Consider the following 15,202-nt stretch of genomic DNA (forward strand, 5'->3'; position numbering starts at 1 on the left):
ACCGGTAACCATGACGATCCTGTCCACCTACCGCCTCCAAATGCGCGGTGACGCTTTTACTTTCGCCGACGCCGAAAAACTCCTCGACTACTTCGCGGCGCTGGGCGTGTCACATCTGTATCTGTCGCCGATCCTGACCGCGGCCGAGGGCTCCACGCACGGCTACGACGTCACCGACCCGACCACGGTTTCGGCTGAACTCGGCGGCCCCGAGGGGTTCGCGCGGCTGTCGCGGGCGGCGCGTGAGAAAGACATCGGCCTCATTGTCGATATCGTGCCCAACCACGTGGGCGTGGAGAAGCCGCGACAGAACCCGTGGTGGTGGGACATGCTCAAGCATGGCCGGGATTCGTTGTACGCGTCGTTCTTTGACGTCGATTGGGACCTCGACGGCGGACGCGTCGTACTACCGGTGCTCGGATCCGACGACGACACGAACGATCTGGAGGTCGATGACAGCGGCGAGGAACCCGTGCTGCGCCTCGGCGATCTCGTCTACCCGATCGCCCCCGGCACCGCGGGCGGCACCGGACGCCAGGTCCACGACCGTCAGCATTACCACTTGACCGGCTGGCGCAACGGCATCTGCGGCTACCGTCGGTTCTTCTCGATCACCTCGCTGGCGGGACTGCGCCAGGAGGATCGCAGGATCTTCGACGCCACCCACGCCGAGGTGAAACGCTGGTTCGACGAAGGTCTGGTCGACGGGGTACGAATCGACCATCCGGACGGGCTGTCGGACCCGGCCGGATATCTGGCCTGGCTGCGCGAACTCACCGGGCCGCAGGCGTGGATCGTGATCGAGAAGATCCTCGCCGCCGACGAGCCGCTGGAACCGACGCTGCCGGTCGCCGGCACCACCGGATACGACGCGATGCGGGAAATCGGTGGCGTGTTCCTCGACCCCGCGGGCGAACAGGCATTGACCAACCTGTTCGACTCCGCGGGCGTGGCCTACAGCGGGATGGGGGATCTCGCACGAACATTGAAGGCGCAAGCGGTGGCCCAGACCCTGCGCAGCGAGTTGGCCCGATTGTGCCGCACGATCGTGGGTGCCACCGGGACCGATCATGACGACCTACCCACCGCGATCGCGGCGCTGCTCAGCCGCATCGACGTCTACCGATCCGACTACCGGTCGTTGGCGGGCGTGCTGCCCAGTGCGCTCGCCGAAACCAGCTCGGCAACACCGGAACTGGCGACGCCGCTGGCGCTGATCGCGGCCGCGCTGGCGGTGAGCCCGGAGGCCGAGGTGCGGCTGCAGCAGCTGTGCGGTGCGGCGACGGCGAAATCGATGGAGGACTGCCTGTTCTACCGCGACGCCCGCCTCGTCTCACTCAACGAGGTAGGTGCAGAACCGCACCGCTTCGGCGTCAGCGTCGCGGAGTTCCACCAGCGCGCCGCGGTGCGCGCACGGCTGTGGCCTACCGCCATGGTCGCGTTGACCACCCACGACACCAAACGCGGCGAAGACGTACGCGCGCGCATCGGTCTGCTGTCGCAGGTGCCGTCACTGTGGGCGGAGCTGATCGGTAAGTGGACCTTAACGGCGCCACCCCCGGATGCGGGTACCGGTCTTTTCCTGTGGCAGAACGTGTTCGGCGTATGGCCGGTGGACGGGCAGATCACCGACGAGTTACGGCGGCGGGTACATGCGTACGCCGAGAAGGCGATCCGCGAAGCCGCGGTACACACCACCTGGAACGACCCCGACGAGGACTTCGAGGCAGCGGTGCATGCGTGGCTCGACGCGGTTTTCGACGGCCCGGTCGCCGCCGAGATGACCTCGCTGGTGGCGCGCATCGACCTACATGCCCGCAGCGACGCGCTCGGCCAGAAACTACTCGGACTCACCGTGCCCGGCGTCCCCGACATCTACCAGGGCACCGAACTGTGGGAGGACAGCCTCGTCGATCCGGACAACCGGAGGCCCGTCGACTACCCTGCGCGGCGCGAGGCGCTGAACGTGATGCGACATCCGAAGCTGCGGGTGGTTTCCGCGGCCCTGGCGGTACGGCGGGACCGGGCCTCCACCTTCTCCGAGGGCGACTACACCCCGGTGCTGGCCGACAGCCCCGCCGCCGGGCACCTCGTGGCGTTCCTGCGCGGTGACGACGTGCTGACCGCGGTCACCCGGCATTCGGTACGGCTGTCCGAGAGTGGTTGGGGCGATACCTCTCTCGCGCTGCCGCCGGGCGTGTGGACCGACCGGATCGGCGGCCGCCGACACAGCGGCCGAGTGCTGGCCGCGGAGTTGTTCACCGAACTGCCGGTCGCGCTGTTGGAGCGGGTCGATGGCTGAATTCAGCGTGTGGGCGCCTCGGCCGCGACGAGCACGGCTGGATGTCGACGGTGAGCTACACGAGATGACCCGCTCGGACGACGGGTGGTGGCACACCGACGTCGCGGCTCGTCCCGAAGCGCGCTACGGCTTCGTCCTCGACGACGATCCGACGGTGCTTCCCGATCCCCGCTCCCCCCGCCAGCCCGACGGCGTACACGACAGGTCGCAGCTTTGGCAACCGGATCCATCGGCATGGACGGACTCCGACTGGGCCGGCCGATCGATCGAGGGTGCGGTGATCTACGAGCTGCATGTCGGGACCTTCACGCCGGCGGGAACGTTCGACGCCGTGCTCGACAAGCTCGACTACCTGGTCGACCTCGGGGTGGACTTCGTCGAACTCATGCCGGTCAACGCGTTCGGCGGCACCCATGGCTGGGGGTACGACGGTGTGCTGTGGTATGCGGTACACGAGCCCTACGGCGGCCCCGACGGACTGGTGCGGCTGATCAACGCCTGCCACGAGCGTGGGCTCGGCGTGCTGATCGATGCGGTGTTCAACCACCTCGGTCCTTCGGGAAACTATCTGCCGCGGTTCGGGCCGTATCTGTCCTCGGGCAGCAACCCGTGGGGCGAGTCGATCAACCTCGCCGACGCCGACGCCGACGAGGTACGTCGCTACATCATCGACTGCGCGCTGCGCTGGATGCGCGACTTCCATGCCGACGGACTTCGTCTGGACGCGGTGCACGCACTGGTGGACACGACGGCAATCCACATCCTCGAAGAGCTGTCAGCCGAAACCGATGCGCTGGCAGCGGAGTTGGGGCGTCCACTGTCGCTGATCGGTGAGAGCGACCTCAACGATCCGCGGCTGATCACACCCCGCGACCGAGGTGGCCTGGGAATGACCGCCCAGTGGGACGACGACATCCACCACGCGATCCACTCCGCGGTGTCGGGTGAACGGCAGGGTTACTACGGCGATTTCGGCACCCTGGAGGCGCTGGCCACCACACTGAAGCACGGCTACTTCCACGCAGGCACGTACTCGTCGTTCCGGCAACGCAGGCACGGGCGTGCCCTGGACACGACCACGATTCCGGCCACCCGGCTGCTCGCTTACACGCTGACGCACGATCAAGTGGGCAACCGGGCGACCGGTGACCGCCCGTCGCAGAACCTGACGTTCGGCCAGCTGGCCGTCAAGGCGGCGCTGGCACTCGGGTCACCGTACACGGCAATGCTTTTCATGGGCGAGGAATGGGGATCGTCGTCGCCGTTCCAGTTCTTCAGCTCGCACCCGGAGCCGGAACTGGCGCGGGCCACCGCCGAAGGGCGCAAGCGCGAGTTCGCCGAGCACGGTTGGGACGCCGACGAGATACCGGACCCGCAGGACCCCGAGACGTTTTTGCGCTCGAAGCTGAAGTGGGATGAGGTCGACGAGGGCGAGCACGGTCGGCTACGGCAGGTCTACCGCGCGCTGATCGCATTGCGGCACAACGAGCCTGACCTCGCCGACCCGTGGCTGGACAACCTTCAAGTCGACTACGACGAAGCCCGGCGCTGGATCGTGATGCACCGCGGAACGCTGGCGATAGCGTGCAACCTCGGACCGGACGCGGTCGACGCCCCGGTCGCCGGCGAGGTGCTACTGGCGTGGGCTGCGCCGGAGGCGGCCGGCGAAAGCATGCGACTCGAGGGCCATTCGTTCGCTGTTGTGCGCCGAAGCTGAGCGTGCGGTTCACCCGTCGTTCGCGATATCCAGCAAGACATCAGCGAGGGCTCGCGGCCTCGAAAGGAATGGGGGCGGTGACTGTCTCAGAGCAGGTAGCGGTACGCCGGTGAGCCCGGCTCGAGGGCCTCTACATGGATATCGGAGGCGCGCATCCGTTCGAGCAGGCCCTCGAAGTCGGCCGCCGAACCGAGTTCGATGCCGACCAGCGCCTCGCCGGTCTCGCGGTTGTTGCGCTTGGTGTACTCGAACAACGTGATGTCGTCGTTCGGGCCGAGGATCTGGTCCAGGAAGCGGCGAAGCGCCCCGGGCGCCTGCGGGAAGTCGACCAGGAAGTAATGCTTGAGGCCGAGGTGCACCAGCGACCGCTCCAGCACCTCGCCGTACCTGGACACGTCGTTGTTGCCGCCCGAGATCACACACACCACGGTCGACCCGGGCTCGATGTCGCTGTCTATCAGCGCCGCCACCGACAGGGCACCCGCGGGTTCGGCGATGATGCCCTCGTTCTGGTACAGGTCCAGCATTGCGGTGCAGACCGCTCCCTCGTCGACGGTGGTCATCGAGACCATGTCGCCTGCCGCGGCCAGCACCGCATACGGCAACGTGCCCGCGCGCTTGACCGCCGCACCGTCGACGAACTGGTCGACGTGGTCGAGGGTCACCGGTTCGCCCGCCGCCAGCGCCGCGATCATCGCTGCCGCACCCGCCGGCTCGACGCCGAGCACCGAGGTCTTCGACGTCCGTTCGGCGAGATAGGTCGTGATTCCCGCCATGCAACCGCCGCCGCCCACGGGCACGACCACCAGGTCCGGCTCGCCGTCGAGCTGCTCGAGGATCTCCGCGGCGATGGTGCCCTGCCCGGCCATCGTGCGCAGGTCGTCGTAGGGCGGGACAAGGATGGCGCCCGTGCGCGCGATGTCCTCCGACGCCGCGGCCGCGGCGTCGTCGTAGGTTCTGCCGCCGACCATCAACTCGATGAACTCTCGGCCGTGGTAGCGGATGCGGTCGCGCTTCTGCTTCGGCGTCTTGGCGGGCACATAGACCCGTCCGCGGATGCCCATCGACCGGCACGCCATCGCGAAGCCCTGGGCGTGGTTGCCCGCCGACGAGCACACCACCCCCGCGGCGACTTCGTCCGGCGACAGCTGCATCAACAGGTTGTGCGCCCCGCGCAGCTTGTACGACCGCACGGGCTGCAGATCCTCACGCTTCAGATACACCGTCGCGCCGGTGGCATCCGAGAGCCGGTCGCTGATCTGCAGCGGGCTGCGCACCACCACACCCGAAATTCGCTGAGCGGCCTGATCAATGTCGGCCGCGCACAGCGGCGACGTTCTGCGGCTCTGGCTCACTTCAGCAGACACCGGTTAATGGTGCCACCAACCTGCGGCTATCAGCTAATCGGGCTGAGCACGAACACCGGGATTTGACGGTCTGTCTTCAGCTGGTATTCGGCATAGTCGGGAAACGCCTCGACCGCACGTTCCCACCAGATCGCCTTCTCCTCGCCGGTGACCTCCCGCGCGTCGTACTCCTTGGTCACCGTGCCGTCCTGCAGTTCCACCCGCGGATGGGCTTTCACGTTGTAGTACCAGACCGGGTTCTTCGGCGCACCGCCCAACGAGGCCACGATCGCGTACTGGTCGCCATGTGCCACGCGCATCAGCGGCGTCTTGCGGATCTTGCCGGTCTTCGCCCCGACAGTGGTCAGCAGGATGAGCGGCTTGCCCTTCATGTCGAGGCCCTCGGTGCTGCCGGACTCCGTGATCTCATCGGCGTGTTGACGCACCCAGTCCCACGGGCTCGGTTCATACTCTCCGGAAAGTGGCATCTCACCAGCTTAGACGCCCAGGGATTCCTTCCCCTTCTGTCAAGTTTCGGCTGGCCGAAACCTAAGTTACGAGGTATCGTGTTCGTGTGACCACAGCCGGCAACTTTCGCACCGCGGCCGCACGCGTGACGTACGACGTAAGCGTTGCCGGGGTGCCGTGGCCGGCCTACAAATTGATCGCTCTCATGCTGGGCGCTTTGGTCGCGTTAGTGGTCGGGGTGACGACCGCTACGGCGGCCACAGCGGTTCTCGCCGGGGCGGCGGCCGGCACGGTCACCTGGCTGGTTTCCAGCGCGCTCCGCTCGACGCGTCTTTAACTCTCGATCAGCGCATCAGCGTCGCTAGCGCATCAGAATACGTCCGGTGGTGCGCGCTTCCTCCGACATGCTCAACATGAGCCAACAGCTGCTCCATTGCGCATGAGAGTTTGGCCTACATATCGGCGAAACTGCGACCGGATTCGCGTGTTGATCAAAACACGCGGATCACCTTTATTGCGGTTCGGCATATTGACCGAGCGATGTGAACTTAGCCCATCGGTCAGCGGCAATGCACACCGACGTGCACAGTGGCCGGGTGCTGTTGGAAGGCGTTACCCATTTGCGGGTTGCCCGTCATCGTCCTACCCCGGGGCGAGGGCGCCACAGGTGTGCGCACCCTCTGAACAGAGGTGATCGAGCACTCTTGGCCGGCCCCGACCTTGTTGACGACGACGTTGTTGCCCTCGGCTTGCAGCCTGGCGATGGTCTCGTTCGCCGACGGCCCCGTCGGCGCGGCGACGGCCGACCCGGTGCCTACAGTCAGCACCGCCGCCATCCCGGCAATCGCAATACCTGATGCCATTTTGATACATTTCATTTGCACTTTCCAGCCCTCCCGGCTTAACCAAGTTTTCCTCGATAATTCAAGCCTATGAGCGGTCAGCAGAAACCACCATTGATTCATAGGTGGCACATATATGAATGCGCATAAGTGCCGGCAGGAAACTGCACGAATCGAATTGGAGAACGAAGAGCGCCGGTGGGCCGCTCAGGCGGTGGTTTCGAAAGTTAACGCTTCAACGTGGGTGGAGAACACCCGTAGGACGGTCGCGGAGGCGATGTCATAGAACAGGCCACTGACATGCAAGCCTGCTTCCCGACACGCCCTCTCGACGACGGGATGCTGTCGCAGCGTCTCGAGCTGGACCGCAACATTGACCATGCTCAACTGGTCGACTGCAGAGAATCCTGCGGCAGCCGCTGACCGCGCAACCGGATGTTGGCCCTCGCGAAAGGCGACGACAGTGTGCTGACCGTATCGCAGCCAGGACCTGAGTGGATCGTCGTGATCGCGTCGGGTCGAACCGTTGGTCGGTGCGGACAGCAGCGCCGTCATCGCCCCACAGCCGGAGTGTCCACACACCACGATCGACGAGATGCTGAGGTGCTCGACGGCGAACGTGATTGCCGCCTCAACCGAGGCATCGCCGCGATTCGGCGGCACCAGGTTGCCGACATTTCGGAAGGTGAACAGATCACCCGGCCCACTCGACGTGATCACGTTGGGCACCACGCGCGAGTCGGCACAGGTGATGAAGAGTGTCTCGGGCCGTTGGGCATGGGCTAATCCCCGCAGATGTGGCCGAATGACCGGCGCGGTCCGCCGTTGGTACTCGGCCAATCCGTCCATGATCGGCTGCGGCGTGCTGCCGTTGCCGTTCGTCCCGCTGCCGTTGATGCGCCGCGTGCCGTTGCGCTGCCACGAACTCCACGGCAGCACGCCGGCCAGGTTGCCGGTTGGCGAGTCGAGTGCACGCTGCGGCGGACCCTGCAGAGCGCTGTCCATGTCCACGGATCCGAGCTCGTGGATGTGCACGGCGCCGCCCTTAGCCTCGTGTTGGCGTTGCCAATGTGCAATCGACTCCTGGCAAGGGTGGTCGAGGAAGTCCACGGACAGCTCGAGCGTCACCGTGGCGCTCGAGGGAAGGGACGCCAACTTCCGCGTCAGCTGCGGCAGCGAAAGGAACGTGAGGGAGCCCACGACCACGACCCGCCATTGGCCGTCGCCCGTCGGCTCGACGCGGATCCGCGTGCGCACCACCCGCGACAGGACGAGCGAGACGGCCAGACCCAGCCCGATGAGCACGCCGGCGAGCAGGTTGACGAACACCACTCCCAGGATGGTGACCAGGTATACCGCCAAGTCGCCGGTGCGGTGTGCGGTCTTGATCTGCGGCCACTTGACAAGCTGGCAACCGATCACGATCAGCAGGCCGGCCAGCGCCGCGGACGGTATCTGTTGAATGAGGCCGACGAACGGCAGTGCGAAAACCAGCAGCCACACACCGTGCAAGATCGCTGACGCGCGGGTGCGCGCGCCCGCGGCGACGTTGGTCGAACTACGCACGATCACACCCGTGATCGGCAGCCCGCCGAGCGCGCCCGACGCGATGTTGGCGCTGCCTTGCCCGAGCAGTTCCCGGTCAAAGTTCGTCTGCGTCCCGCCGAGTCGGTCCACCGACACGGCGGATAACAGGCTCTCCACACTGGCGATCAACGCCACGGTGAGTACGCCGACGGCGAACGCGCCCCAGTTCCCGTCCGGCAGCTCGGGCAGTTGCAACGCCTCCAGAAGCGAGCCGCCGATCTCAATGCGCGAAACGTCGAGGCCGAGTACCACCGAAGCCATCGTCACGCCGACGATCGCGACCAGCGGGCCCGGCACCTTGCCGACGGGTGCAGGCACCCACGGCCACATCACGAGTACCGCAATGACTGCCAGGCCAAGGAGCAAACCGGCACCTTCGATCTCGAGTAGCTGCGCGGGGAGCTCGGTGATGCTCGTCAGCGCCGAACTCTTCGCTTCACCGCCGAGCAGCACGTGCAGCTGCTGCAAGGCGATGGTGACCCCGATGCCGGCCAACATCGCGTACACCACAACCGGTGCGATGGCCAACGCCGCGCGCGCTATCCGGCTCAGCCCGAACAGGACCTGCAGCAGGCCAGCGCACACCGTGATCGCGCACGTTACTGCCCATCCGAATTGCCCGACCAGCCCAGCGACAATAACGGTCAGCCCAGCGGCAGGTCCGCTCACCTGCAACGGTGATCCGCCGAGGCAGCCGGCCACGATTCCGCCGACGACCGCGGCGATCAGGCCAGCGAGCACCGGCGCATTCGAGGCCACAGCAATACCAAGTGACAACGGGAGAGCGACCAGGAAAACCACCAACGACGCCGGAACGTCGTAGCGCAGTACCGATTTCCAATGAGTCGACTCCGCTCGCTGTCCTTCACTCATTGGGCGTCCCCGTCCGTCATTCAAAGTCGTTTGATAGAGCGCCAATTAGCTATGGCAGCGAAGTTCACAGTGGGTGAGACATCGTCGTCCACCAAGTTCCAAGTTAGGAATCTGCGGACCACCGAGCAAGCAGATCCTCGTCCTTCATATGGAACGCATATATGTTGGGAGATAAATCAACTCGGCGTGCATACCGTTATATGAGCTAGTTATGAATTGGTTGACAGCCTCGTATGCCGCTTGTAAAAGGAAGTGGCACCATGACGACGCAACCGGCTCCGACGCCTCCACACCGCCAAGCGATCTTGGGAAAGCTACCGCGGATCTATCGCGCCGATGGTTCGCCCATCCGGGTGCTTCTCGTCGACGACGAGCTGGCGTTGACCAACCTGGTCAAGATGGCCCTGCGCTACGAGGGCTGGGAGGTCGACGTCGCCCACAACGGCGAAGACGCCGTCGCCAAGTTCAACGCGAATGCGCCTGACGTACTGATTCTCGACATCATGCTGCCCGACATCGACGGCATGCAGATTCTGCGTCGGCTGCGTGAGTCAGAGGCCTACACTCCAATACTCTTTCTGACCGCCCGTGATTCGGTTGCCGACCGGGTCGAGGGGTTGACCGCGGGTGCAGACGACTACATGACCAAACCCTTCAGCCTCGAGGAGCTTGTCGCGCGCATCCGGGGGCTGCTCAGGCGGGGGCGGTACACAGCCACCGCCCCGCAGGACGAGATCACCGTTGGTGAATTGACGCTGGACGGTGCCAGTCGAACCGTTTATCGGGGCGAGACCGCTATTGATCTGACCGCAACCGAATTCGAGTTGCTGCGCTACCTGATGCGCAACCCCGGTCGTGCCATCGGTCGTGTGGAGATCCTCGATCATGTGTGGAACTACGGCTTCGACGGCAGAACCAGCATCGTCGATCTGTACATCTCATATCTTCGCAAGAAGATCGATGGTGGCCGGGAGCCCATGATTCACACCGTGCGCGGCATCGGATACATGCTGCGGTCCCCGTCGTGACACCAGCCAGGCGACTGCGGTGGGCGCCACGGACCCTGCGACGTCGCCTTGTCGTTGGCCTCTCCAGCGTGGTTGGTGTCGTGATGATTGCAATGGGCGTGCTTCACATGATCAGCCTCCGTGACTACGCCTACGAACTCACCGACGACCGCCTGTCTAGTTCCCTTGCGGCGCTGCGGTATTCGTTCACCAAGCTGTCCTATACCGAGGCGCATCCGCAATTGTTCGGCGCGGAGGGTCCCGATGCGCTGATCAACTTCACCGGACAGCCGGTGGGCGCGTTGATCGCGGTCGTGCGCGAAGGGAGGGTCACCGGCTCAGCACTCTTCACCGACATCGAGGCACAACCTGCGCCGCCCGGTGCAATCGCTGCCCTCGAAGCGATCGACTGGCATAGCGACGGCTCACCATTCAATGCACAGCTCGGCGAGCTCGGCCGCTATCGGCTGCAGAGCATGGCTATAGACCACGGCGACTGGCTGGTGGCCGCCGCGAGCCTGCGCCCCGCCGAGCAGGCGATCTCTCGAGGTATCGTCAGCACCGTCTTGCTGGTGACCGCCGCGTTGCTGGTCATCGCACTCGGCACCCTACTGATCGTCCGCTATGCGCTCGGGCCGTTGCGCCGGGTCGCGGCGACCGCGGCCACGGTGGCGAAACTGCCGCTGGCTGCTCCGGAGAACCGCATCGACATCCGCATCGCCGATGCCTACACCGACCCGGACACCGAGGTCGGCATCGTCGGCCAGGCACTGAACCGATTGCTGGCCAATGTCGACTCAGCGCTGGCCGAACGCGCCGAATCCGACCGGCGGATGCGCCGGTTCCTCGCCGACGTCAGCCACGAATTGCGCACCCCGCTGACCGCAATCCAGGGTTATGCCGAGCTCACTCGGCAGGACAGTGCCAAACTGCCCGAGACCACGGAGTATGCGCTCGCGCGCATCGAAGCCGAGTCCAGCCGGATGTCGTCGCTGGTCGCCGACTTACTGCTGTTATCCCGCCTCGAGGAGCGGCATGATCTCCTGACCGAGGACGTCGACCTCAGCGACCTGGTAACCAACGCTGTCAGCGACATCGCGGTCTCGGCGCCCGACCACAACTGGAGAATCTCGCTGCCCACGGAGCCAATCTGGGTCTTGGCAGACCGGGCAAGGCTGCACCAGTTGGTCACCAACTTGCTGACCAATGCGGTTCACCACACCCCGCGCGGCACCACGGTGACGACGACAGTTTCAAGTGCCGTCAACGACATGGGTTCAGCCCGGGCAGAGTTGGCTGTCCAGGACGACGGCCCGGGTATTCCCGGTGAGCTACTGCCGCAACTGTTCGAGCGGTTCGTCCGCGCCGACAAGTCCCGGTCCCGCAAGCTCGGCAACCTGGGACTGGGCCTGCCTATCGTCGAGTCAATCGCCTTGGCGCACAACGGCTCCGTGTCCGTGCAGTCTGTGCCCGGAGCGACCACATTCACCGTGATGCTTCCCGAGATCGTCAGCCGCCCAGGCAACCGGGACCCAGCAACGCCTTGAGGTCGCCCATCAACGCCGAAGACAGTGTCACGCGCAGCGACACATCCAACTCCAGCGTGGTGATCCGCTCGCCGCTGATCAGCCGCAGGTGCACCTGGGCCGTGCCGGGGTGGCGGGCCAGCACCTGTTTGAGCGCGGTCACCTTGTCCACTGTGCACTGCCGCGTCGGCAGACTGACCGCCAGCGGACGATTCAGCTGCGCGTTGGAGAAGTCCGGCACCACGAGGTCGTTGGCGATCAGGGAGATCCGATCGTCGCGGATCGCCACCTTTGCGCCGACCAGCACGACCGCGTCGTCACCGATCTCGCCGCCGAACGTCGAGTAGGTCTGCGGAAAGAACAGCACCTCGATACCGCCGGTCAGATCCTCCAATTGCGCTGACGCCCAGGGCAACCCGTTCTTGTTGACCCGGCGGTTCACCGAGGCCAGAATCCCGCCGATCCGCACCTGCGTGTCGTTGGGGATGTCACCGTCGAGGATGGCCGGGATCGCGGTGTCGACCTGGGTGGCCAGCAGGTGGGCGATGCCGTTGAGCGGATGACCGGACACGTAGAGGCCGAGCATCTCGCGCTCGAGCGCGAGTTTGTGCTTGTCCTCCCATTCCTCGTCGGGCACCTTGATGGTGAACACGGCGTCGGTGGCGGTGTCGGCGCCGCCGAACAAGTCGAACTGCCCCATCGCCTCGGCCTTCTTGGTGCCGAGCACGGAATCGACGGCATCGGTGTGGATCAGGAACAGCCCCTTGCGCGGGTGCCCCAGCGAGTCGAACGCCCCGGCCTTGATCAGCGACTCGGTGACCTTCTTGTTGCAGGGGCCGATCTCGATCTTGTTCAGGTAGTCGGAGAAGTCGATGAACTTCCCCTTCTCGGTGCGCGTGTCGATAAGGGACGCAACGACGTTGGCGCCGACGTTGCGCACCGCCCCGAGGCCGTAGCGAATGTCCTCCCCCACCGAGGCGAAGTTCAGCCCGGACTCGTTGACGTCCGGCGGTAGCACCGTGATGCCGAGCTTGCGACAGTCGGCCAGATACACCGCGGCCTTGTCCTTGTCGTCACCCACCGAGGTGAGCAGGCCGGCCATGTATTCGGCCGGGTAGTTGGCCTTCAGGTAGGCGGTCCAGTAGGACACCAACCCATATCCCGCGGCGTGCGATTTGTTGAATGCGTAGTCGGCGAACGGGAGCACCGTGTCCCACAGCGCCTTGACGGCAGCCGGGGAGAAGCCGTTGGCCTTCATGCCCTCGGAGAAGCCCTCGAACTCCTTTTCCAGGACTTCACGCTTCTTCTTGCCCATCGCCTTGCGCAGAATGTCTGCTCGGGCCAGCGAGTAGCCGGCCACCTTCTGCGCGATCCGCATGATCTGCTCTTGGTAGACGATCAGGCCGTACGTTTCGGCGAGGATCTCGCGAAGCGGCTCTTCGAGTTCGGGGTGGATCGGCTTGATCGCCTGCCGGTTGTTCTTGCGGTCGGCGTAATCGTTGTGGGCGTTCATGCCCATCGGGCCGGGGCGGTACAGCGCGATGACCGCGACGACGTCCTCGAACCCGGTCGGCTGCATGCGGCGCAGCAGATCGCGCATCGGTCCGCCGTCGAGCTGGAAAACGCCGAGTGTGTCGCCACGGCCCAGCAGGTCGTACGTGGCCTTGTCGTCGAGCGGTACGGACTCGAGATCCAGCTCGATGCCCCGATTGGCTCTGATGTTCTCCAGCGCGTCGCCGATGATCGTCAGGTTGCGCAGCCCGAGGAAGTCCATCTTCAGCAGGCCGATGTCCTCACACGAGGGGTAGTCCCAGCCGGTGATCACCGCACCGTCCTGCGGGCGTCGCCACAATGGAATCGCGTCGATCAGCGGTTCGGAGCTCATGATCACCGCGCAGGCGTGCACGCCGGCGTTGCGCACCAGACCTTCGAGTCCGCGCGCCGTCTCGTAGATGGTGCGCACGTCGGGATCGGTGTCGATCAGCCCGCGAACCTCGGCGGCCTCCTTGTACCGCTCGTGGTTGGGGTCGGTGATTCCCGACAGCGGGATGTCCTTGGCCATGATCGGTGGCGGCAGCGCCTTGGTGATCCGGTCTGCGATCGCAAACCCCGGCTGGCCGTAGTGCACACGCGCCGAATCCTTCAGCGCGGCTTTGGTTTTGATCGTGCCGAAGGTGATGACCTGGGCGACCCGGTCGCTACCCCACTTGTTGGCGGCATACCGCAGCATCTCCCCGCGACGACGGTCGTCGAAGTCGATGTCGATGTCGGGCATCGACACCCGCTCGGGGTTGAGGAACCGCTCGAAAAGCAGCCCGTACGGGATCGGGTCGATGTTCGTGATACCCAGCGCGTAGGCGACCAGCGATCCGGCGGCCGACCCGCGACCGGGCCCGACCCGGATGTCGACCGAGCGGGCGTAGTTGATGAGGTCGGCGACGATCAGGAAGTAGGAGGGGTAGCCCTTGTCGCAAATGACCTTGATCTCGAAGTCGGCGCGATCGGTGTACTCCTGGGGCACGTCCCCCGACGGGAACCGGCGCACGAGCCCGGCGCGGACCTCGTGGCGCAGCCACGACTCCTGGGTGTGGCCCTCGGGCACCGGGAACACCGGCATCCGATCGCGCACCGCCCACACGTCCTCGTAGGACGAGACGCGCTCGGCGATCAGCAGCGTGGAGTCGCAGGCTCCGGGTACCTGGTCGTCCCACAGCGCGCGCATCTCCGCGGCCGTCTTGAGGAAGTAACCGTCACCGTCGAACTTGAACCGGTTCGGGTCCGAGAGCGTCTTGCCGGTCTGGATGCACAGCAGCGCCTCGTGGTTCTGGGCCGCGTCGCGGGTGACGTAGTGGCAGTCGTTGGTGGCCAACGGCGGAATATCGAGCTTCTGTCCGATGGCCAGCAGCCCCTCACGCACCCTGCGTTCGATCTCCAGGCCATGGTCCATCAACTCCAGGAAGAAGTTGTCCGGGCCGAAGATCTCCCGCCACTTCGCCGCGGCTTCGAGCGCCTCACGATCGTGGCCGAGGCGCAACCTCGTCTGCACCTCGCCGGACGGACAACCGGTGGTGGCGATGATGCCGTCGGCATGCTCGGCGATCAGTTCCGCGTCCATGCGCGACCACTTGCCGAGCTGACCTTCGAACGACGCCAGCGACGACAGCTTGAACAGGTTGCGCATTCCGGTCGCGTTCTCGGCCACCATCGTCATGTGCGTGTATGAGCCGCTGCCGGAGACGTCGTCACCCTTCTGGCTGGGATCGCCCCACAGGATGCGCTTGGTGTCAAACCGCGAACCGGGCGCGATATACGCCTCGACGCCGATGATCGGCTTGATCCCCGCCTCGGTCGCGGAGTTGTAGAACTCGCTGGCGCCGAACATATTTCCGTGATCGGTCATCCCGATCGCGGGCATCTGAAGGCGTTGCGCCTCGGCGAGCATCGGCTTGACCTTCGCGGCACCGTCCAGCATCGAGTACTCGGTGTGGTTATGCAGGTGCACGAAGGACCGCGAATCCGAAGGGCTCATAGGTA

At 65.2% G+C, this 15,202-nt stretch carries 10 protein-coding genes; 5 read left to right on the plus strand and 5 right to left on the minus strand.

Going from position 1 to position 15,202, the window contains the following annotated elements:
- Positions 1 to 10 precede the first annotated feature (10 nt).
- Together treY and treZ are read left to right on the plus strand one after the other, a co-directional pair.
- On the plus strand, positions 11 to 2,302 hold the full coding sequence (gene treY, locus QGN32_RS00775; RefSeq protein WP_326546798.1) for a malto-oligosyltrehalose synthase: 2,292 nt from the start codon (positions 11 to 13) through the stop codon (positions 2,300 to 2,302).
- Positions 2,295 to 4,019 carry a malto-oligosyltrehalose trehalohydrolase gene (treZ, locus tag QGN32_RS00780; RefSeq protein ID WP_326546799.1) on the plus strand — a complete coding sequence of 575 codons (1,725 nt, stop codon included), beginning with the start codon at positions 2,295 to 2,297 and terminating at the stop codon, positions 4,017 to 4,019. Before treY ends, treZ begins: the two co-directional genes overlap by 8 nt.
- Positions 4,020 to 4,105: 86 nt before the next feature.
- Here the strand turns inward: treZ and ilvA are convergent, their stop codons facing one another.
- On the minus strand, positions 4,106 to 5,386 hold the full coding sequence (ilvA, locus tag QGN32_RS00785; RefSeq protein WP_326546800.1) for a threonine ammonia-lyase IlvA: 1,281 nt from the start codon (positions 5,384 to 5,386) through the stop codon (positions 4,106 to 4,108).
- A 29-nt stretch (positions 5,387 to 5,415) separates the two neighbouring features.
- Positions 5,416 to 5,853 carry a nitroreductase family deazaflavin-dependent oxidoreductase gene (locus QGN32_RS00790; protein WP_326546801.1) on the minus strand — a complete coding sequence of 146 codons (438 nt, stop codon included), beginning with the start codon at positions 5,851 to 5,853 and terminating at the stop codon, positions 5,416 to 5,418.
- 86 nt (positions 5,854 to 5,939) lie between these two features.
- Here QGN32_RS00790 and QGN32_RS00795 point away from each other — a divergent pair, with 86 nt between their 5' ends.
- Entirely contained in the window at positions 5,940 to 6,170 is a 231-nt protein-coding gene (locus tag QGN32_RS00795) for a hypothetical protein (protein ID WP_326546802.1), read from the plus strand.
- Between the two features lie 223 nt (positions 6,171 to 6,393).
- Here QGN32_RS00795 and QGN32_RS00800 read toward each other — a convergent pair whose 3' ends face one another.
- Together QGN32_RS00800 and QGN32_RS00805 are read right to left on the minus strand one after the other, a co-directional pair.
- Complete coding sequence (locus QGN32_RS00800) at positions 6,394 to 6,696, minus strand: hypothetical protein (RefSeq protein WP_326546803.1); 303 nt, start codon at positions 6,694 to 6,696, stop codon at positions 6,394 to 6,396.
- Positions 6,697 to 6,882: 186 nt separating this feature from the next.
- Positions 6,883 to 9,135, minus strand: a complete 2,253-nt coding sequence (locus QGN32_RS00805; protein ID WP_326546804.1) for a SulP family inorganic anion transporter — start codon at positions 9,133 to 9,135, stop codon at positions 6,883 to 6,885.
- 260 nt (positions 9,136 to 9,395) lie between these two features.
- Here QGN32_RS00805 and QGN32_RS00810 point away from each other — a divergent pair, with 260 nt between their 5' ends.
- Positions 9,396 to 10,163 carry a response regulator transcription factor gene (locus QGN32_RS00810; protein ID WP_326546805.1) on the plus strand — a complete coding sequence of 256 codons (768 nt, stop codon included), beginning with the start codon at positions 9,396 to 9,398 and terminating at the stop codon, positions 10,161 to 10,163.
- A gap of 107 nt (positions 10,164 to 10,270) precedes the next feature.
- Positions 10,271 to 11,689 carry a sensor histidine kinase gene (locus QGN32_RS00815; protein ID WP_326546806.1) on the plus strand — a complete coding sequence of 473 codons (1,419 nt, stop codon included), beginning with the start codon at positions 10,271 to 10,273 and terminating at the stop codon, positions 11,687 to 11,689.
- On the opposite strand, the gene dnaE is transcribed toward QGN32_RS00815, so the two are convergent.
- Complete coding sequence (gene dnaE / locus QGN32_RS00820) at positions 11,652 to 15,197, minus strand: DNA polymerase III subunit alpha (RefSeq protein ID WP_326546807.1); 3,546 nt, start codon at positions 15,195 to 15,197, stop codon at positions 11,652 to 11,654. The two genes, QGN32_RS00815 and dnaE, sit on opposite strands and share 38 nt — an antisense overlap.
- Positions 15,198 to 15,202 lie beyond the last annotated feature (5 nt).

It is taken from the genome of Mycolicibacterium sp. ND9-15 (assembly GCF_035918395.1).
GTDB lineage: Bacteria > Actinomycetota > Actinomycetes > Mycobacteriales > Mycobacteriaceae > Mycobacterium.

Coding starts and splice junctions, on each gene's coding strand:
- QGN32_RS00800 (WP_326546803.1), bottom strand. CDS start 6,696: ATGGCATCAGGTATTGCGATTGCCGGGATGGCGGCGGTGCTGACTGTA.
- QGN32_RS00790 (WP_326546801.1), bottom strand. CDS start 5,853: ATGCCACTTTCCGGAGAGTATGAACCGAGCCCGTGGGACTGGGTGCGT.
- QGN32_RS00810 (WP_326546805.1), top strand. CDS start 9,396: ATGACGACGCAACCGGCTCCGACGCCTCCACACCGCCAAGCGATCTTG.
- treZ (WP_326546799.1), top strand. CDS start 2,295: ATGGCTGAATTCAGCGTGTGGGCGCCTCGGCCGCGACGAGCACGGCTG.
- treY (WP_326546798.1), top strand. CDS start 11: ATGACGATCCTGTCCACCTACCGCCTCCAAATGCGCGGTGACGCTTTT.
- dnaE (WP_326546807.1), bottom strand. CDS start 15,197: ATGAGCCCTTCGGATTCGCGGTCCTTCGTGCACCTGCATAACCACACC.
- QGN32_RS00815 (WP_326546806.1), top strand. CDS start 10,271: ATGATCAGCCTCCGTGACTACGCCTACGAACTCACCGACGACCGCCTG.
- QGN32_RS00805 (WP_326546804.1), bottom strand. CDS start 9,135: ATGAGTGAAGGACAGCGAGCGGAGTCGACTCATTGGAAATCGGTACTG.